Source organism: Arthrobacter sp. J156 (genome assembly GCF_056172865.1).
Map to the genome: position 1 here is coordinate 2,636,694 of NZ_CM149650.1, position 18,683 is coordinate 2,655,376.

The following is an 18,683-nucleotide window of genomic DNA, read 5'->3' on the forward strand; positions in this document are numbered from 1 at the left end:
CCAGCCTATCGGCGCCGCACCCGGTGCGGCCGACCAAACTTCACCCGTCCGTGGCCGCTGCGTCATCCGGCACTCCTAGAGTGTGTCGGGTGAGCAGGGACGCCGGAAGGCCAGAAGTCGCGCGGCCGCGCAGCGGACTGGCCCGGGCCTGGGTCCAGTCGCCGGAACAGCTCGTGTGCGTCGTCGCCGCCCACGAGGCCGGACTGCTGGGCCACCGGACGGAAATCCTCCACCCCTTCTCGGGCGCATGGGCCGACGCCCTGCTCCCCTGCCCGCCCCGGGGTCTGCACGTCAGGGGCGGGGCTGCTCATGCGCACCTCGCCGACGGGGATGCCCCCGACCGCTGGGTCGCGGCCCCCGGGACCTGGCACGCCATCCGCCCTGTGCTCGACTCCGGATCCGCCGAGGGCGTCGTCATCGACGACGGAACCTCGCTCCAGCAGCTCGTGCCGGCCCTGTCGCGGGGCACCGGCATCCCCGACGGAATGACCGGGCTCCTCCGGGCCGGCCGGCTCGTGCTGACCTCGGGACTGTCCGTGGAACCCGTCGTCCTCCGCGAGTTCGCGGGGCGCGGCGGCCGATGGGAGGAACAACGCTTCGAGTGCTGGCCGGGCCGGCCGGACCCTCGTCCGTGGATCCAGCGGCTCGTGGTCGTCGGAGACCTTCTCCAGCGGCGCCCGATAGGCGACACCATGGCGCTTCTGACCGTCCTGGCCTCGGATTCCGGCGTCGTCTACCTCGCCGCCACGGAGGACTCCTCGACGATGCTCGCGGCGGTCGACGCCATCCCCGGAGTGCACGTCGAAAGGGACACGGCACCGGTCGTCGCCTTGCTGGACAGGCTGCGACGAGGACACCAGCTGCTCGCCGAGCGGTCCTCGGCGCTCGCGCCCTTCCTTGGATTCCTTGGCCTCCGGGGCGTCCACCTGATGGATCCGCGGGAATACCGCCAAGGCCTTCTGACTTAGACTCTTAGCGGCCCCGGCCCGTTCGGCGCGCCGCTTTTCCACGAGTTTCTGCTGAGGAGTCCCCCGTGTCGTCACACCCCATCCGGGTAGCAATCATCGGCGTCGGCAATTGCGCCGCGTCGCTCGTCCAGGGCGTCGAGTACTACAAGGACGCGGATCCGGAGGCCACGGTCCCCGGCCTGATGCACGTGCGGTTCGGGGCGTACCACGTGGGCGACGTCGAGTTCGTCGCGGCGTTCGACGTCGACGCGAAGAAGGTCGGACTCGACCTCGCCGACGCGATCCTCGCGAGCGAGAACAACACCATCAAGATCGCCGACGTCCCGGCCACGGGCGTCACGGTCCAGCGCGGCCACACCCTCGACGGCCTGGGCAAGTACTACCGCCAGACCATCGAGGAGTCCGCCGAGGCGCCCGTGGACATGGTCGCCGCGCTCAAGGAGGCCCGGGTCGATGTCCTGGTCTGCTACCTGCCCGTGGGCTCGGAGGAGGCGGCGAAGTTCTACGCGCAGGCCGCGATCGACGCCGGCGTCGCGTTCGTCAACGCCCTGCCCGTCTTCATCGCGGGGACCCGCGAGTGGGCGGACAAGTTCACGGCCGCGGGAGTGCCGATCGTCGGTGACGACATCAAGTCCCAGATCGGCGCGACCATCACGCACCGCGTCATGGCCCGCCTCTTCGAGGACCGCGGCGTCGTCCTGGACCGCACCTACCAGCTCAATGTCGGCGGCAACATGGACTTCAAGAACATGCTCGAGCGCGACCGCCTCGAGTCGAAGAAGGTCTCCAAGACGCAGGCCGTCACGTCCAACACCTCGGCCGTGCTCGGCGACGACGACGTCCACATCGGCCCGTCGGACTACGTCTCCTGGCTCGACGACCGCAAGTGGGCGTTCGTGCGCCTCGAGGGACGCAACTTCGGCGACGCGCCCGTTTCGCTCGAGTACAAGCTCGAGGTCTGGGACTCCCCGAACTCCGCGGGCGTGATCATCGACGCGGTCCGCGCGGCCAAGATCGCCCTGGACCGGGGCGTCGGCGGCCCCCTGCTTTCGGCGTCGTCCTACTTCATGAAGTCCCCGCCGGAGCAGTACAACGACGACGCCGCGCGCGAGAAGGTCGAGGCCTTCATCCGCGGCGACGTGGAGCGCTGACCCGCAACTTCACGGCGGCGTAGGGCCCCGGCACGCGCCGGGGCCCTACTGTTCGGCGCCGAATCGGCGCCCGGCCTGGCTGGCCTGGGCGACGGCGAGCATCCGGACCAGGAGGCCGTTCTGCAGGTGCATCGCGGTGGCGGCCTCGATGACCATCTGTTCGAGGCCGCGTTCTCCGGCGGTCCGCAGGGAGGTCGCGAGGTCCGCCTCGGCGATCTGCTGGACCGCGCGGGCGTAGACGTCGAGCCGGCCGGGCACGGGCTCGGCCCCCAGGGAGCGCATGAGCGCGAGCTGGGCCCGCAAGGCGGCGTGCGCGGCGCCGCCGGGCCCACCCCATCCGTGCCGCGCCTCGAGCGCGTCGGCTGCGGGGTCCGACGCCGGCGCGTCCACCGCGTCCTGGTCCAGTCCCAGCACGGCCGCCTGGACATAGCCGAGCAGCTCGAGGGGATCCCCGACGTCGATGCGTTCGACGACGCCGCGGAGGGCGCCGATCGACAGTCCGGCCACCGAGCGGAGGGCCCGGATCATCTCGACGCGGTCCACGTGGCGCTGACCGTAGTCGGCGAGGGTCGCGTGGACCGCCTCGCCCGGCGGCAGGAGCCCCTCGCGCAGGTAGAACTTCAGGCTCGCGGTGCTGGCGCCCGTGTGCGCCGCGAGTTCGCTGAGCTTCATCATGCTCCCTTCGACGTGGATTCCGTTGTCCTCATTCCGCTGCCCTCCGGGCCACAGGCTCCCGTGGAGAGTGCGCGCGCCCGCGAAGATCCTGCTTCCCCCAGCTGGATAGTGTAACTATCCTATAAGCATGGACGGCCAGAATCCGCTCTTGACCCAACCGGTGGTCTACCTCCACGCCGTGGCTGCTGCCTACGTCCTGGTGCTCGGCCCGTTCCAGCTGCTGCGCCGACGACGCGACAGGCTTCACCGGGCCGTCGGGCGATCGTGGGTCGCCGCGATGGCGGTGGTCTGCGTCAGCAGCTTCTGGATCGGCCATGGATTCTCCTGGCTCCACGTCCTGGCCCTCTGGACCCTGTTCTCGGTGGGCCTCGGCGTGTTCTCGATCCTGCGCGGCAATGTGCCGGCGCACCGCTACAACATGCTGGGCTCGTATCTGGGAACGGTCGCGGCGTTCGGCTTCGCCACGGCGGTTCCCGGACGTTCGATCCCCGAGCTGGCCGCCCAGTACCCGGCCACGCTCGGCATCGGCGTCGCGGTCGTCCTGGCCACCGCGGCCGCCCTGGTGGCCACGTTCCGCGCCGCCCCGGCGCTGACCCCGCCGCCCGCCGGCCGCCAGCCGGACCGGGCTAGAACAGCCCCGTGATGTTTCCCTCGGCGTCGACGTCCATGCGATGGGCGGCCGGCTGCTTCGGCAGCCCGGGCATGGTCATGACGCTGCCCGTCAGTGCGACGATGAAGCCCGCCCCCGTCTTGGGGATCAGGTCCCTCACGTGCAGCGTGAAGCCCTCGGGCGCGCCGAGGAGGGAGGCGTCGTCGGAGAACGAGTACTGCGTCTTGGCCATGCACACCGGCAGGGTGTCCCAGCCGTTGGCGCGGATCTCCCCGAGCCGGCGGCGGGCAGCGGCCGAGAACTCGACGGTCCCGCCGCGGTAGAGCTCGCGCACGATGAGCCCGATCTTCTCCTCGACCCCCAGCTCGAGCGGATAGAGCGGGCGCGCCGACTCCTGCGAGGCGAGCGCGTCGGCGACGTGCGCGGCCAGCTCGCGACCACCGTCGCCGCCGCGCGCCCACACGTCGGCGACGGCCGCGCGGACGCCGTGCTCCGCGCACCAGCCCGTCACGGCGTCGAGCTCCGCGGCCGTGTCGGCGCCGAAGCGGTTGACGGCCACGATCGGCTCCACCCCGAAGCGCCGGATGTTCTCCACGTGCCGGGCCAGGTTCGGCAGTCCCGCCCGCACGGCCTCGACGTCCTCGCCCGCGAGGCGGTCCTTGGGGACGCCGCCGTGCATCTTCAGCGCCCGGACGGTGGCCACGAGGACGACGGCGGACGGCTGGCACCCGGCGTACCTCGCCTTGATGTCCATGAACTTCTCGGCCCCGAGGTCCGAGCCGAAGCCCGCCTCGGTGACGACGACGTCGGCGAGGCGGCGGGCCGTGTTCGTGGCGATCGCCGAGTTGCAGCCGTGCGCGATGTTGGCGAACGGTCCGCCGTGGATGAGCGCCGGGGTGCCGGCGATGGTCTGGACGAGATTGGGCTTCACGGCGTCCTTGAGCAGCATGGCCATGGCGCCCTCTGCCCCGAGCTCCGCGACGGAGACCGGGCGGCGGTCGAAGGTGTAGCCGATGGTCATCCGGCCGAGCCGCTCCTTGAGGTCCTCCAGGCCGGTCGCGAGGCAGAAGACCGCCATGACCTCGGAGGCCACGGTGATGTCGAAGCCGTCCTCGCGTGGCATCCCCTCCGTGGGGCCGCCCAGGCCGATCACGATGTTGCGCAGCGCGCGGTCGTTCATGTCCAGGACCCTCTTGAAGGTGATCCGCCGCGGATCGATCCCGAGCTCGTTGCCCTGGTGCAGGTGGTTGTCCACGAGCGCCATGAGGAGGTTGTTGGCGCTCGTGATCGCGTGGAAGTCACCCGTGAAGTGGGTGTTGATGTCCTCCATCGGGAGCACTTGCGAGTATCCGCCGCCCGTGGCGCCGCCCTTGATCCCGAAGATCGGCCCCAGCGACGGCTCGCGCAGGGCGATCATGGTCCGGTGCCCCGTGAGGGCGAGGGCGTCTCCGAGCCCGACCGTGACCGTGGACTTGCCCTCGCCGGCGGGAGTCGGGGACATGGCGCTGACCAGGACCACCCGCCCCGGTTCCCCCGTCGCGGCGGGCAGGCGTCCCACGTCGATCTTCGCCTTGGCCCGCCCATAGGGCTCGAGCGCCTCGGCCGGGATGCCCGCCGCGGCGGCGATGTCCGCAATGGGACGCAGCGTGGCCCGCTGCGCGATCGCGAGGTCGTTCATGTCGGTTCCGGACGTCGTTGTCATGGATTCCGTTCCTGTCCTGGGGCCCCGGGGTCTCCGCGGCGCTGCAACCAAGCTACCAATCAGGACCCCCGGACGCGGCAAAGCCCGCCGGTCAAGCCGGCGGGCTTTGCGGTCGGTGCTGGCAGTCGTCTCATGTCTCCTCCTGGGTGGGCCGCTGAACTGGCCGGCGGTGCCGGCGGCGTGCCCGCCTAACGAAGGCGGTAGAGCATTTCCACGGGTAGCTGTGACTCGTGGCGGGTACGGGGCTGCGGGTTGAACCGGGTGGTCGTCCGGTCCCGCTTGTGCCGTCGCTGCTGCATCTGCATCACCTCCGATCCTGGGATCGAAGGGACATCGCCGGCAGGGCCGGCGTGCGCTTCGCCGGCCGGGCGCTGAGCACCTCGGGGCCGGAGAAGATGAACTCGGCGGAACGCGCCGGGGTCAGGGTGGGGGTGGTGGATTGGGCGGACATCGCTGCTCTTCCTGCTGAGAACCTCTGGGATGGGGAGGCCTCGGGAGCAGCGTCCGTCGGGACGGCTGGTGCGCGGTTCTAGCGGGGCGCTGTTCCAGAGGCGGGTGCGATGGCACGGGCACGACGGCCGATGCCGGTCGGAGCGGTAAACACTCCGCCGAAGTCCAAGTTGTTCATCACGATTCCCACCTCCTTCAGGTGAACAGGCCGGCAAGCCGGCGGTCCGATCTGGTCCTGTGACCGTGCAAGTCTCATTGAGACTTCTCAATCACAGGTTCAAAGGTACATCACGATCCTCATGCACCGCCAGCCCCCGGAGGGAATTCCCGGATAAATCCATCGACTCCCGGCGTGTCCCGCACGACACGCCGAACGAACGGTTCCCGTGCCGCCGGGAAACGGGAGGCTTCGCCCCGCCACCGCGCTTCAGGCATGGCGGGTCAGGGTGCCGTGGCGACGTGATCCTTGAGGCTGACGCCGAAGATCGTCCTTCCGGGCGGTTCGCGTCGGCGACGGGCTTCCTACGCTGGAGGCATGAGCGAACAGCAGCAGTCCCCCTTGGCCGCAGGGTCCAGCGACGCCGGTCTCCCGGCTGGCGCAACGGCGGTCCGGCGCCTCGCCGAACTCGACGCGCTCCGGGCCTTCGCCTTGCTGGGGATCTTCCTGGTCAACGTGCAGTTCTTCGCCGATCCGGCCCGCTTCGAGGGGCTCCCCACGCCGCAGGACCCGGCCGGGACGGCCGTCCTCGCGTTCGTCGCCGCGCTGTTCACCGGGAAGTTCTACATCCTCTTCTCGTTCCTCTTCGGCTACAGCTTCGTCCTGCTCTGGAACGCGTGCCACCAACGGGGGCAGGACATCGTTCCCGTCGCCCTGCGCCGCTTCGGTTCCCTGTTGGCCCTCGGCCTGGCCCACGGCCTGCTGCTCTTCACGGGCGACATCCTCGTGGGCTACGCGATCGGCGGCGCCGTCCTGCTCGCCTCCCGCGCGATCCGCGTCCGCACGGCCACGCGCCTCGGGATCTGGATCGTGGCGGCCATCGGCGTCCTGATGGGCCTCCTGGCCGGCCTCATGGCCCTGATCGAGCCGTGGCTGGCCTCCGATCCCGCGTTCACCGCCGCGCTCGAGGCGGCGGCACGTCCGGCGGAGGAAGGGCACCTGGCCTCCAACCTCGCCCTCTACCCGACCACCCTGGGCGGCATCCTGGTCGGCCAGGTCCCCTTGGTGCTCGGGCTCTTCTTCCTCGGCCTCGCCTCCGGCAAGGCCCGGCTCCTGGAACGCGGCATCACCCCGCGCACGCTGCGCCGGACCGCGCTGACCGGCCTGGCCGTGGGCCTGCCCGGCGCAGCGGTCAGCGCCTGGGGCGCCGAGCTTTCCCAGTCCTACACCGGCTTCGTGGCCGCGTTCGCCGCGTCGACCCTGACGGGTCCGTTCCTCACCGCCGCCTACGTCTGTCTGCTGCTGCTCGCCTTCCGGACCGCGCCGGGCGGCCGGCTGCGCGCTGCCCTCGCGCCCGCCGGGCGCATGGCCCTGAGCAACTACCTCGCCCAGTCCGTGGTGATGTGCCTCGTGTTCACGGACTACGGGCTGGATCTGGCGGGCGCCCTGCACCCCGGCTCCGTCGTCGCGCTGTGCCTCGGGGTCTACGCCCTGCAGCTCGCCGTGAGCGCCCTGTGGATGGCGCGCTTTGGCTACGGGCCCGTGGAAGGGCTCTTGCGGGCAGCCACCTACTGGCGCCGCCCCACGTGGGCGCCGCGGTCCGCGGACACCGCCGCGTAGCCGCGCCTACAGCCCCCAGGCCTCGATCGCCGGGGAGCGCTTGTCCCAGCCGAGACGGCACAGGCCGGCGGTCCCGAGGATGAAGTGCCGGCCGTAGCCGGCGTCGAGCCCGAGCCAGCGGGCCGTGACGACGCGGGAGAAGTGGCCGTGGGAGACCAGGAGCGCGTTGCCTCCTCCGGCGAGCTCGGTGCGGACGCGGTCGATCACGCTGTCCGCCCGGGCCCCGACCTGCTCGAGGGTCTCGCCCCCGGGCACGCCGTCGTCCCAGATCAGGTAGGAGGGGTTCTCCGCCCGCACGTCCGCCGAGTTCACGCCCTCGTATCCGCCGTAGTCCCATTCGTGGGCCCACGGAACCTGCTCGGCGTCCGGGAATCCGGCCAGCTCGGCCGTGCGCCGGGCCCGCTGCAGCGGGCTCGTCATGACCAGGTCGAAGGCGGTACCGGCCTCGCGCACCGCGGCCAGTCGGCCGCCCGCGCCGCGCGCCTGCTCCTCGCCCTCGGCCGTCAGGGGAAGGTCGGTCAGGCCCGTGTACTGGCCGCTGCGGGACCATTCGGTCTCGCCGTGGCGCAGCAGCCAGAGGCGGGGCAGCTCATTCATGGGTGGGTTCCTTTGCTTCGGGTTGTCCGGACCACCAGGCACGCAGCACGGCCTCGGCGGCCGGCCGGTCCATGGGGCCGTTCTCGAGGCGCATCTCGAGCATGTGGCGATAGGCGCGGCCCACGACGGGCCCGGGCTCCAGGCCCAGAAGCTCCATGATGGCGCCGCCGTCGAGGTCGGGGCGGACGGCGTCGAGCTCCTCCTGCTCGGCAAGCTCGGCGATGCGCTTCTCGAGGTCGTCGTAGGCGAACGCGAGTCGTTCGGCCTTGCGGCGGTTGCGCGTGGTGACGTCGGAGCGGGTCAGCCGGTGCAACCGTTCAAGGTACGGGCCGGCGTCCGTGACGTAGCGGCGCACCGCGGAGTCCGTCCATCCGGCGTCCCCGTAGCCGTAGAAGCGCATGTGCAGCTCCACGAGCCGGGCGACGGCCTTGATGGTGTCGTTGTCGAAGCGCAGCGCACGCATCCGCTTCTTGACCAGCTTGGAACCGACGGCGTCGTGGTGGCGGAAGGAGACCGCCCCGGACGGTTCGAAGCGCCGCGTCGCCGGCTTGCCGACGTCGTGCATGAGTGCCGCGAAACGCAGGACGAAGTCCGGACCGGGCACGGGCCCGTCCGGACCGGACTCGAGGGAGGCGGCCTGCTCGAGCACCTGCAGGGAGTGCTGGTAGACGTCCTTGTGCCGGTGGTGCTCGTCGAGCTCAAGGCGCAGCGCGGAGACCTCGGGCAGGACGTGGTCCGCCAGACCCGTCTCCACGAGCAGGTCCACACCCGCCCGCGGCGCGGCCCCGTTGACGAGCTTGACGAGCTCGTCGCGGACGCGCTCGGCGGAGATGATCCCGATCCGATCCGCCATCCCCGTCATCGCGGCACGCACCCCGTCGGAGACGCGGACGCCCAGCTGGGACGCGAACCGCGCCGCGCGCATCATGCGCAGGGGGTCGTCGGAGAAGGAGGACTCGGCGGCCCCGGGGGTCCGGATCACGCCCGCCGCGAGGTCCGTGTAGCCGCCGAACGGGTCCACGAGCTCGAGCGAGGGCAGGCGCAGGGCCATCGCGTTCATGCTGAAGTCCCGGCGGAAGAGGTCGTCCTCGAGCGAGGTCCCGAAGGCCACCCGTGGTTTGCGCGAGGCGGGGTCGTAGGCCTCCGCCCGGTACGTCGTGACCTCAATGGTGTGCTCGCCCTTGCGCAGCGCGATCGTCCCGAAGGCGCGCCCGACCTCCCACGTCGCGTCCGCCCAGCCCGCCACCGCCTCGAGGGTGCCGTCCGGCGTCGCGTCCGTCGTGAAGTCGAGGTCCGGGGACACGCGCCCCAGGAACAGGTCGCGGACGGGGCCGCCGACGAGGGAGAGCTCGTGGCCGGACGCCGCGAAACGGCGCGCCAGCTCGAACACCACATCGGGAAGGAGCCCTTCGAGCGCGGAGGGCGGAGGAAGCTGCTGCATAGTCCTTTAACCTTGCCAGACTTTCACGCGATTGCCCCGCCCGCGCCGCCGGACGCGCGGGCCCCCCACGGGTCCGGCACCCGGGGCGGCAAACATCGCTAGAGTGGACTGCATGGCCCATCCCGTCCCCAGCGCCCCGAAGCGCACGCCGTTGACTGTGTCAATGGCGCATGCGCAGGCGCAGCCGGGCCACCACAGCCTCCCGACGGTCGAGGAGGTCTCCTCCGGCGGCGTCGTCGTGGACCTGGGCCGGCCGGAGCTGCCCGTGGCGATCATCGCCCGGTACAACCGCGGGGGACGGCTCGAGTGGTGCCTGCCGAAGGGCCATCCCGAGGGACGCGAGTCCAACGAGGAGGCCGCGGTGCGGGAGGTCGAGGAGGAGACCGGGATCGCGGGACGCGTCCTGGCCCCACTCGGCAGCATCGACTACTGGTTCACGGTCACGAGCTACCGCGTGCACAAGACCGTCCACCACTTCCTGCTCGAGGCCACGGGCGGCGAGCTGACCATCGACAACGACCCGGACCACGAGGCCGTCGACGTCGCCTGGGTGCCCATCGCCGAGCTGGGGAAGCGCCTGTCCTTCCCCAACGAGCGCCGCATCGCCGAGCTCGCCAGGGACGTCCTTCCGCGCCATGGCGACTAGGCCGGACACCCCGGCCTCCGGCGGCCGCTCCAGGGCCTACGCGCTCATGGCCAGCGGGACCACGGTCTCGCGCGTGCTCGGCTTCGTCCGCACCGCCCTGCTCGCCGTCGCCATCGGCTCCGCGACGCCCGTCGCGGACATCTTCGAAAAAGCCAACGTCATCCCGACGATCATCTTCATGCTGCTCGCGGGCGGCATCTTCAACGTCGTGCTCGTCCCCCAGCTCATCAAGGCCTCCAAGGCCGCGGACCGCGGCGCCGAGTACACCTCGAAGCTGATCACGCTCACCGTGGTGGTGATGGCCGCCGCGACGGTGCTGCTGACGCTCCTGGCCGGGCCGATCATCAAGGTACTGACCCTGAACTGGCAACCGGACATGCTGGCCCTGGGCACGGCGTTCGCCTACTGGTGCCTGCCCCAGGTCTTCTTCTACGGCGTCTACGCCGTCGTGGGCCAGGTCCTGAACGCCCACGGCCGCTTCGGCGCGTACATGTGGGCGCCGGTTGTGAACAACGTCGTGCAGATCGCCGTGATCGGCACCTTCATCGGCCTCTTCGGCGCGTATTCGGGCCAGCCGGGGCAGCTCGCGGCCTGGACCGGCACCCAGACGGTGCTCCTGGCCGGCGGTTCGACCCTGGGCATCGCCCTGCAGGCCCTCGTCCTCTTCCTGCCGCTGCGCCGCACGGGGCTGCACATCCGTCCCTCGTTCGGCTGGCGCGGCATGGGCCTGCGCCACGTCGGCAGGATCGCCGCGTGGACCCTTGCGTCGATGACGGTCGGCAACATCGCCTCGCTGCTCTACTCGCGCCTCGTCTCCGAGGCCACGGCGGCGCGCGAGCAACTGCCGCCCGGCAGCGGCCCCGTCGCGGGCGAATACGCGCTCAACACCTCCCAGCTCATCACGGTCCTGCCGCACTCGATCTTCGCCCTGTCGCTCGCCACGGTCCTCTTCAACGAGCTCACCCGGGCATTCCACGACGGCGAGCGGAAGCGGATCCCGGAGCTGCTCTCCCACGGACTGCGGACGACGGCGGTGCCGATGGTCTTCGCGACCGTCGCCATCGTGGTCCTCGCCGGGCCGCTCGGCCGGCTCTTCGGCGGCACGGCGCCGAACAGCGCGGAGCAGGGCGCCCTGATCGGGCAGCTGCTCCTGCTGACGGCGCTCGGGCTGCCCTTCAAGAGCGCGCACTTCTTCCTGATCCGCGTCTTCTACGCGGAGGAGGACACGAAGACCCCGATGCTCATCCAGTCGGTCGTCGCCGTCGCCGGGCTCGCCGCGGCGTTCACGGCCTCGGCCTTGCTGCCGGCCACGCGGATCACGGTCTTCATGGCCTTGCTGTTCGGCGTCACGAACATCCTCTCCGCGGTGATCGCCCACGTCCTGGTGGTGCGCCGCTACGGGCGCTACGGCGTCGGAGGGGTGATCGACACCTACGTGCGCGTGGGCTGGATGGCCGTGGTCTCCGGTGCTGCCGGCGCCGCGGTGCTGTGGCTCCTGGGCGGATACTCGCGCGGCTTCGCATGGTCCTCGATCCAGGGCGCCCTGGTCAGCTGCGCGGTGGTCGGCGCCGTGATGGCGGCCGTATACCTCGTGCTGCTGCGCAACGCGCGGGTGCCGGAGCTCGAGGACTTCCTGGGCCCCGTGGCCCGTCGGATCCCCGCCCCGGGCCGCCGACGACGTCGTTGAGCGCGGACCGTTCCCGGGTGGAGCGGACGCACGCGGGTAGCATGGAAACAGCAGTGAACGGGTGAACCCTACCCACACACCGATCCCCGGGAGTACATAGTGTCGCAGCCCATCGACGTCGGAGCCGTGCTCGGCGGCCGCTACAAGGTCACGGACCACATCCTGACGTCCGCCGACGGCGACGTGGTCCTCGACGGCGTCGACCAGGTCCTGAACCGGCGGGTGAGCATCCTCGTCGCCTCGGCCGGTAACGCGAGCCAGATCGCCACGAGCGCGCGCGAGATCGCCACGGGGGAACGCTACGGCGCCATGCACGTCCTGGACCTGGGGATCTCCGACGGGACCACGTACCTCATCACCAATACGGCGGACGCCGCGGACCTGCTGGACCTCGTGATCGAGCGCGACGCCCCCTACGTCGAGCCCTTCTACACCGACACGCTGGGCTCGGAGATCTTCGGCGTGGCCCGCTCCCACGAGCCGCAGGTCTACGAGGACGACGACGAGTACTACCGCGAGCTCGCCGAGCAGGAGGAGAACCGTCCCGGCGTGATGGACAAGCTTCCCGAGCTGAACCTGGGCGAGAAGCTGTCCGGCTGGAAGGCCCGCCTCGGACGGGGCCGGGACGGGGACCAGGACGACGCCGATGCCGCCTCCGCGGACCGGCGCGCCCGGGGTGCGGGTGCGGGTGCAGTGGGCGCGGCCGGCGCCGCAGCTGCGGCCGGTGCCGCCGCGGCATCCTCGCGGAAGCCCGAACCGAAGGCGGCGGACGCGCCCGAGCCCGGCTCCGGCGTCGTACCCCCGCGCCCGAGCACCCCGCCGCGGACCTCCGACAAGGTCTCCCTCTACACCGGGGACGACGCCCAGGAACCCCCGGAGGAGACCGGGCCCATCGGGCAGCCGGCCGGCGATTCGACGAGCGCGCTCGGGACCGTCCCCGCCGCGCCGCGCCAGCCCACCCCGGACGAGCGACGCGCGTCGGTGTTCCCCGCCGCGGCCCGTGACTACGAATACGAGAACACCGAGGACGACTACTACGAGGAAGAGGACGAGCAGGAGGGCGGCAACCGGATCGGGCGCCTCGTGGTCGGAGGCATCCTCGGCGTCGTGCTGATCCTCGCCGTCGTCTTCGCCTTCAACAACCTGCTGCCCCGCAACGGGGGCCCCGTCGCCGGCGACACGACGAGCCAGTCCTCGCCGGATGGCGCGACGAGCTCCGAGCCCGGCAGCAGCAGCGCCGAGCCGCCGCAGGTGGAGCCCGTGACGCCCGTCATCGCGGGTCTGACCCGCGTGGTCCCGGGCAACCAGGAGCTCAACGCGGACACGGATTCGACGCTCGTGCGGGCGATCGACGGTAACCCGGCCACGATCTACGCGTCCTACTCCTACACCCAGCCCCGCTTCGGCGGATTCGCCTCCAACATGGTGCTCGTCGTCGAGCTCGAGGAGGAATCCGACGTCTCGCAGGTCGAGCTCTCCGGCCTCAACGGCAGCGGCGGGGCGTTCGAGATCCGAGTCGGCAACAGCGACGACCTCGGATCCGCCACTGAGGTCACCTCCGGCTCCTTCACGGGACCGACCGTCACCGTTCCCGTGAGCGGCGAGGGCGACGGACCGGCCCGGGCGCAATACGTGTTCATCAACGTGACCGAGCTCCCGCGGCTCGCATCCGCGGCCAACAGCTCGCGGCCGTATGGCCTGCAGGTGGCCGAAATCAAGGTGTCCTGACGTAGCAGAGGCAGGGAATACCGCCGGGCACCGTACCGTTGTGCTGGGCAGACTCGATCACATCCTCCGGCGCCGCCGGACCAACAGGGAGGTTCACCGCGCGTGGCCACTGAAGCAAACGACGCCGTCCGCGATGTCATCATCGTCGGTTCCGGCCCCGCCGGGTACACCGCCGCCGTCTACACGGCGCGCGCCAACCTGAACCCGCTCGTCGTCGCCGGTTCCGTGACCGCCGGCGGCGAGCTCATGAACACGACCGACGTCGAGAACTTCCCGGGCTTCCGCGAGGGGATCATGGGTCCGGACCTCATGGACAACATGCAGGCCCAGGCCGAGCGATTCGGCGCGGAGATCCTCTTCGAGGACGTCGTCTCCGTGGAGCTCGAAGGCCCCGTGAAGCAGGTCGTCCTCGGTAACGGCGACGTCCACCGGGCCCGCGCCGTCATCCTCTCCACCGGATCCGCCTACCGCGAGCTCGGCGTCCCGCGGGAGAAGGAGCTCTCCGGCCACGGCGTGTCCTGGTGTGCGACGTGCGACGGCTTCTTCTTCCGCGACCAGGAGATCGCCGTCGTCGGCGGCGGGGACTCCGCGATGGAAGAGGCGCTCTTCCTGACGAAGTTCGCCTCCAAGGTCACGGTCATCCACCGCCGGGACTCGCTGCGTGCCTCCAAGATCATGGCCGACCGCGCCCTGGAGCACCCGAAGATCGAGTTCATCTGGAACACCGCCGTCGAGGCCTTCGAGGGCGAGGCCAAGGTCAGCGGCGTGAAGCTGCGCAACCTCGTCGACAGCAGTCAGACCACGCTCGCCGTCACCGGCGTCTTCGTCGCGATCGGCAACGACCCGCGCACCGAGCTGATCAAGGACGTCCTGGAGCTGACGCCCGAGGGCACCATCTCCGTCCAGGGTCGCACGTCCAAGACCAACCTGGAGGGCGTCTTCGCCGCGGGCGACGTCATCGACCCCACGTACCGCCAGGCCGTCACGGCCGCGGGATCCGGCTGCGTCGCCGCCCTCGACGTCGAGCACTACCTCGCCAACCATGCCGCGGCACCCGCCGCGAGCGCCTCCGTCAGCTAGCGTCCACCACCACCGAAAGGGGCCCACCTTGAGCCACGCAAAAGACGTCACCGACGCCACCTTCCAGTCCGATGTCCTCGAGGCCTCCAAGCCGGTCATCGTGGACTTCTGGGCCGAGTGGTGTGGACCGTGCCGCAAGCTCAGCCCGATCCTGGACCAGATCGCCGCTGAGCACGCGGAGAAGGTCGAGGTCGTCAAGGTCAACGTCGACGACAACCCGGGCATCGCCGCCAAGTACGGCATCACGAGCATCCCCGCGGTCTTCGTGTTCCAAGGCGGCGAGCACGTCGCCACGTCCATCGGCGCGAAGCCGAAGCAGGTCATCGAGCAGGAGTTCGCCGAGTACCTCTAGCCGCCGCTCCCCGAAGAGGCCTTCTGGATCCCCCCACCAAGTAGTTTCGGTGGGGGGATTCCCCTTGATGGGCGAGTGTCTGGGCGAGGCCCGCCCCTGAAGGCCATCAGGTGAATTTGCCTCCTGAAGCAACTTATAACAGTTGTGTTCGTCGCCGCAACGCGCCCAGGGGACGTTTGGTGGGCACACCGCCCGAAAGCAACACTCCATTCCACGCCCACGGTCGTCGCGGCGGTCTGTCCAGCCATCATGATCGATGGCGCGCATCGCGTCACCCGCGGCCTTCCTCCGCAGTGGGCGCCCCCCGCCGAGTAGTACTTGATGGAGGCCTTCGATTCGACAGGTACGGTGGGCAGAACTTGAGCCAGCGCTGCCCTGGATGCTGCCTTAGACACTGCATTGAAGTCCCTGCCGTTTCACGTGAAACACGGCCGGCCTCACTGTCACATGCTGCCAGACGCAAGAGGAGCAGGCCATCGGCCTGCCGCACACTCATCCTCGTGGCGGAATTGCGGTCCCTCCGGAAGGCAAGGGAGACCCTTAAGGACAACCTCGTGGCCGACGTGAGCCCTTGCAGGGACAAGCTACGCAGAACTGGACCGGCTCCTCACACCGAGAAGACGAGCTCATCGGAGCACCAGCAACAGCCGAACACGTACTCCATGCCGCCCTACCTTCCCTCCAGTAGGCAATGAGCGTCCATCATGATCGGCGTTTCACGTAGAACGAGCATGCTGTCCGCACACCCCAGGTCCACATGAGGCTTAAGCGGTTGATTCCCTTTCGATTCACTGCGTCGAGTCAGGTCTCAATGATGCCCGGCGAACACCAAAGACGAAACCTCCCAGCAGCGAGGTGACACCGCGACCTACAGCGGTCGCGCGACAATCGAGGCTCTGCGCATCCGCGCGTCCCAGTGCCCATCCAGAATCGTGCCTACGTTCAACTCCACGTCCTCGTTTCAGTGAATGTCGGCGCAGGCGTTCAGGATCAGACCAGTCGGACCCGAGCGAGGACGGACGCTGGTCTATCGACGAGTCCGGCTTGACGTCTTTGTCCGAGTCGGAGCCAGGATTCAGGCATCAGACTGCAGGCACCAAGCACTCTAACAACATTCACCTGGACATCGCGGTGGTAGACGGCAACGCCACGTCCTGGCGACTTTGGTCGCGTCGGGCAAGCATTGTACGACCGCACACACCACCTGCGGGCGTTGCACGTGAAACACAGGCCCGCATATATCATCGTCCAAAAAGTACAGGCACCGTTCAAGCACTACTGCCAGGAGGGGACCCACGGTCCCCACAATATCGATACGACCGATGCGAGCCTCGCGTGATGAGGAGTCCTCGTTGCTCCACGGATGCGCCAAATTCGAGTGCCATCGGCGGTTTGGCTCGACTTGTTCACAGCTCTCTGCAGTTTTCCACAGCGATTCTGTGCATAAGTGGCTCGTTTCACGTGAAACCCAGGCGCTAAGTACGCGGCCGGGGCTCTCCGATGCGGAGTGCCACCCCGATACTGAACTATTTCGCCCGCGGTAAACGGCATCGCCTCTCGAGTGCCTCCTGGAGACTAGTACCCGTAGCAACGAAGTTCGCGTTGCCAGACTGGATTCCCGTTCAGCAATTCTTATGAGCGCGTTGGTGCCTCAGGTCGGGGGTTTGTTGTTTGGTGTTTGGGCGAACACCCGGTCTGAACACGAGGCGAGAAACTGCGCGCGGAGAGCCTGTTTCACGTGAAACCGTTGCTACCAAGAACTCCGTACTTTGGGCACGCGTCAATGTGGTGTAGTTGCGGGGTCCAGGCACCCTCGTGGTGGATCAAACGCGTGGGAGATCAAGAGCCGCGAACGCGAGCGGCACGGAATCCACCTACAACTCCGACTCTGGCGCAGCCGCTAGCGGGTTTCACGTGAAACGCGGTGCTCAACAGGATTCTGAACTCCACAAGGCTTACGGCTCGGTTTAGGATGCCGGCTACGTTCAACCGGAGCCGCCTATCCCGCCCAGGTTAGTGTCTGCCTCACCATTCATTGCTGTGCACGCAGGGTAGGCCCAGCCTCGACCACCGATCACCGATCACACCGGACACTAGCGGCGTGAAGCGCACTCCACACGAAACATTCTCTGAGAGACAAGGGTCCATCCGACCGTTGGTACCCATTCGTCAGTCAAGCAGAGTCAGATACAGACACAGACACGTGTGGCCCCGTTTCACGTGAAACAGGGCCACCGTTGGTCCAACAGCTGAAGATTCGATCTTCAGCAGACCTCTTGGTCCATTTAGCTCTGGCCCTCAGGTGCAATGACCGACATGATGCGATTCAGGTCGTCAACGCTGGCAAACTCAATGCTCACGCGGCCCTTCTTCGCCCCCAGAGTGATCTTCACGTTGGTATCCAAACGATCAGAGAGAGACGTGGCCAAGTAGTCGAGACGCTCATGGCGTGCCGACGAGCGGGGCTTGGTTTCACGTGATGGGCGACGAAGGGAGTCGGACAAGGCGACGATCTCTTCAGTGGCACGAACGGAGAGGCCTTCATTGACGATGCGCTGCGCCAGACGCTCCATATCGGCGGGATCCTGCAATGCCAGCAGCGCACGAGCATGGCCGGCGCTCAGAACGCCGGCTGCCACACGACGCTGAACGAGGGCAGGAAGCTTCATCAACCTCATCGTGTTGGAGATCTGTGGCCTAGAACGACCAATACGTTCGCTGAGCTCATCCTGCGTGCAACCAAACTCCTGGAGAAGCTGCTGATAGGCCGCGGCTTCTTCCAAGGGATTCAGTTGCGAGCGGTGAAGGTTCTCGAGGAGCGCATCACGCAGCAGGTCGATATCAGAGGTTTCCCGGACGATCGCGGGAATCGCCGTCAGGCCCGCCTGTTGTGTCGCCCGCCAACGTCGCTCGCCCATGACGAGCTCGTACTTCTCCGCTCCCTGTTCCGAGCTCGGCCGCACGACGATGGGCTGAAGCAGTCCTACTTCCTTGATGGAGTGGACCAACTCGGCCATGTCCTCTTCGTCGAAGACCTGACGCGGCTGCTTGCGGTTGGGGTGGATGTCTCCCACCGGAACCTCGACGTAGCTGGCACCGGGGACGGCCACGAGCGTTTCACGTGAAACGGCCGGATCCTTGTCCACGGAATCGCCGGCTTCCCTGACAGCCGCCGCGACTCCGGTGGAGGCGGCTACCGGAGCCTCGGCCTCCTCTTCCAGATCTCCATTCGACGCAACGGGCTCAGGAGCCGCGGACACGTCGGAAGCACCCAGATCGAGACCAGTCTTGGCCTCGCCGCCGTCAAAGCCCACGGGAGCGAGGCTCGTCGGGGCCCCGGCATCATCGTCTCCCTCCGGGGAAGTCGCCGCACGTCCGGCGGCCCGACCGGTTCCGAGCACATCGGGAATGGCAGGCCTGCGTGAACCGCCCTTGGACGACGGACGCGAAGTGGAGCTCTGATTCGATGCCTGGACAGCTTCGTCGTCGGCTGAACGCCCGGGAGTGAAGAACATATCAACCGGACGCGGTTTCTTGACCGTAGAAGTGCGCTGGGCGGTTGTCGGAGTGCTCTCCGCCGACGACGCGGTTTCGGTTTCCTTGGTCGAGGTAGCCCCAGTCCCAACGGCACCACCTGACATTGCTCCACTGGCGGAACCATGGTCAGATCCCGAAGCCTTCGAGCCGCCATTCTTCGTGGCCGGAGACTTCGCCTTCGCAGCAGAACCCGCCTTCACTGCGGTCGACGACTTTGCTCCGGAGGCAGGCCTAGCAGCACGGGAGGTCTTCGAGGCCCCCTTGCCAGCGGGGGCCGAACCA

At 68.8% G+C, this 18,683-nt stretch carries 15 protein-coding genes; 9 read left to right on the top strand and 6 right to left on the bottom strand.

Features of this window, described 5'->3' with window-relative positions; genetic code table 11:
- Positions 1-89: 89 nt before the first annotated feature.
- Complete coding sequence (locus tag AC0QR5_RS12115) at positions 90-968, top strand: hypothetical protein (RefSeq protein ID WP_329862008.1); 879 nt, start codon at positions 90-92, stop codon at positions 966-968.
- 65 nt (positions 969-1,033) lie between these two features.
- Positions 1,034-2,119 (top strand): inositol-3-phosphate synthase, encoded by a 1,086-nt coding sequence (locus AC0QR5_RS12120; RefSeq protein WP_329862007.1) that lies wholly within the window; start codon positions 1,034-1,036, stop codon positions 2,117-2,119.
- Positions 2,120-2,164: 45 nt separating this feature from the next.
- Here the strand turns inward: AC0QR5_RS12120 and AC0QR5_RS12125 are convergent, their stop codons facing one another.
- The gene (locus AC0QR5_RS12125) at positions 2,165-2,794 is read right to left on the bottom strand and encodes a MerR family transcriptional regulator (RefSeq protein ID WP_329862006.1); all 630 of its coding nucleotides are present in this window, start codon (positions 2,792-2,794) and stop codon (positions 2,165-2,167) included.
- 127 nt (positions 2,795-2,921) lie between these two features.
- Here AC0QR5_RS12125 and AC0QR5_RS12130 point away from each other — a divergent pair, with 127 nt between their 5' ends.
- On the top strand, positions 2,922-3,437 hold the full coding sequence (locus AC0QR5_RS12130; protein ID WP_329862005.1) for a DUF2306 domain-containing protein: 516 nt from the start codon (positions 2,922-2,924) through the stop codon (positions 3,435-3,437).
- Here AC0QR5_RS12130 and AC0QR5_RS12135 read toward each other — a convergent pair.
- Both AC0QR5_RS12135 and AC0QR5_RS12140 read right to left on the bottom strand, forming a co-directional pair.
- Positions 3,421-5,106 carry a formate--tetrahydrofolate ligase gene (locus AC0QR5_RS12135; protein ID WP_329862004.1) on the bottom strand — a complete coding sequence of 562 codons (1,686 nt, stop codon included), beginning with the start codon at positions 5,104-5,106 and terminating at the stop codon, positions 3,421-3,423. The two genes, AC0QR5_RS12130 and AC0QR5_RS12135, sit on opposite strands and share 17 nt — an antisense overlap.
- Before the next feature lie 304 nt (positions 5,107-5,410).
- Entirely contained in the window at positions 5,411-5,557 is a 147-nt protein-coding gene (locus AC0QR5_RS12140) for a hypothetical protein (RefSeq protein ID WP_329862003.1), read from the bottom strand.
- Positions 5,558-6,091: 534 nt separating this feature from the next.
- Between AC0QR5_RS12140 and AC0QR5_RS12145 the strand changes: the two genes are divergently transcribed.
- Positions 6,092-7,333 (top strand): DUF418 domain-containing protein, encoded by a 1,242-nt coding sequence (locus tag AC0QR5_RS12145; protein WP_329862002.1) that lies wholly within the window; start codon positions 6,092-6,094, stop codon positions 7,331-7,333.
- Positions 7,334-7,339: 6 nt separating this feature from the next.
- Here AC0QR5_RS12145 and AC0QR5_RS12150 read toward each other — a convergent pair whose 3' ends face one another.
- The gene (locus AC0QR5_RS12150; protein ID WP_329862001.1) at positions 7,340-7,930 is read right to left on the bottom strand and encodes a histidine phosphatase family protein; all 591 of its coding nucleotides are present in this window, start codon (positions 7,928-7,930) and stop codon (positions 7,340-7,342) included.
- The gene (locus AC0QR5_RS12155; protein ID WP_329862000.1) at positions 7,923-9,371 is read right to left on the bottom strand and encodes a CCA tRNA nucleotidyltransferase; all 1,449 of its coding nucleotides are present in this window, start codon (positions 9,369-9,371) and stop codon (positions 7,923-7,925) included. Before AC0QR5_RS12155 ends, AC0QR5_RS12150 begins: the two co-directional genes overlap by 8 nt.
- Before the next feature lie 112 nt (positions 9,372-9,483).
- On the opposite strand from AC0QR5_RS12155, the gene AC0QR5_RS12160 reads away from it, so the two are divergent.
- From AC0QR5_RS12160 to trxA, 5 genes are all read left to right on the top strand, one after another.
- Entirely contained in the window at positions 9,484-10,017 is a 534-nt protein-coding gene (locus tag AC0QR5_RS12160) for an NUDIX hydrolase (RefSeq protein ID WP_329861999.1), read from the top strand.
- Positions 10,007-11,704, top strand: a complete 1,698-nt coding sequence (gene murJ, locus AC0QR5_RS12165; protein ID WP_329861998.1) for a murein biosynthesis integral membrane protein MurJ — start codon at positions 10,007-10,009, stop codon at positions 11,702-11,704. Before AC0QR5_RS12160 ends, murJ begins: the two co-directional genes overlap by 11 nt.
- 99 nt (positions 11,705-11,803) lie before the next feature.
- The gene (locus tag AC0QR5_RS12170; RefSeq protein WP_329861997.1) at positions 11,804-13,432 is read left to right on the top strand and encodes an ABC transporter substrate-binding protein; all 1,629 of its coding nucleotides are present in this window, start codon (positions 11,804-11,806) and stop codon (positions 13,430-13,432) included.
- A gap of 102 nt (positions 13,433-13,534) precedes the next feature.
- Positions 13,535-14,512, top strand: coding sequence for a thioredoxin-disulfide reductase (gene trxB / locus AC0QR5_RS12175; RefSeq protein WP_329861996.1), 978 nt, complete (start codon positions 13,535-13,537; stop codon positions 14,510-14,512).
- A 28-nt stretch (positions 14,513-14,540) separates the two neighbouring features.
- Positions 14,541-14,864, top strand: a complete 324-nt coding sequence (gene trxA / locus AC0QR5_RS12180) for a thioredoxin (protein WP_329861995.1) — start codon at positions 14,541-14,543, stop codon at positions 14,862-14,864.
- A 2,285-nt stretch (positions 14,865-17,149) separates the two neighbouring features.
- Here trxA and AC0QR5_RS12185 read toward each other — a convergent pair.
- Positions 17,150-18,379, bottom strand: a complete 1,230-nt coding sequence (locus tag AC0QR5_RS12185) for a ParB/RepB/Spo0J family partition protein (protein WP_329861994.1) — start codon at positions 18,377-18,379, stop codon at positions 17,150-17,152.
- Between the last annotated feature and the right edge of the window lie 304 nt (positions 18,380-18,683).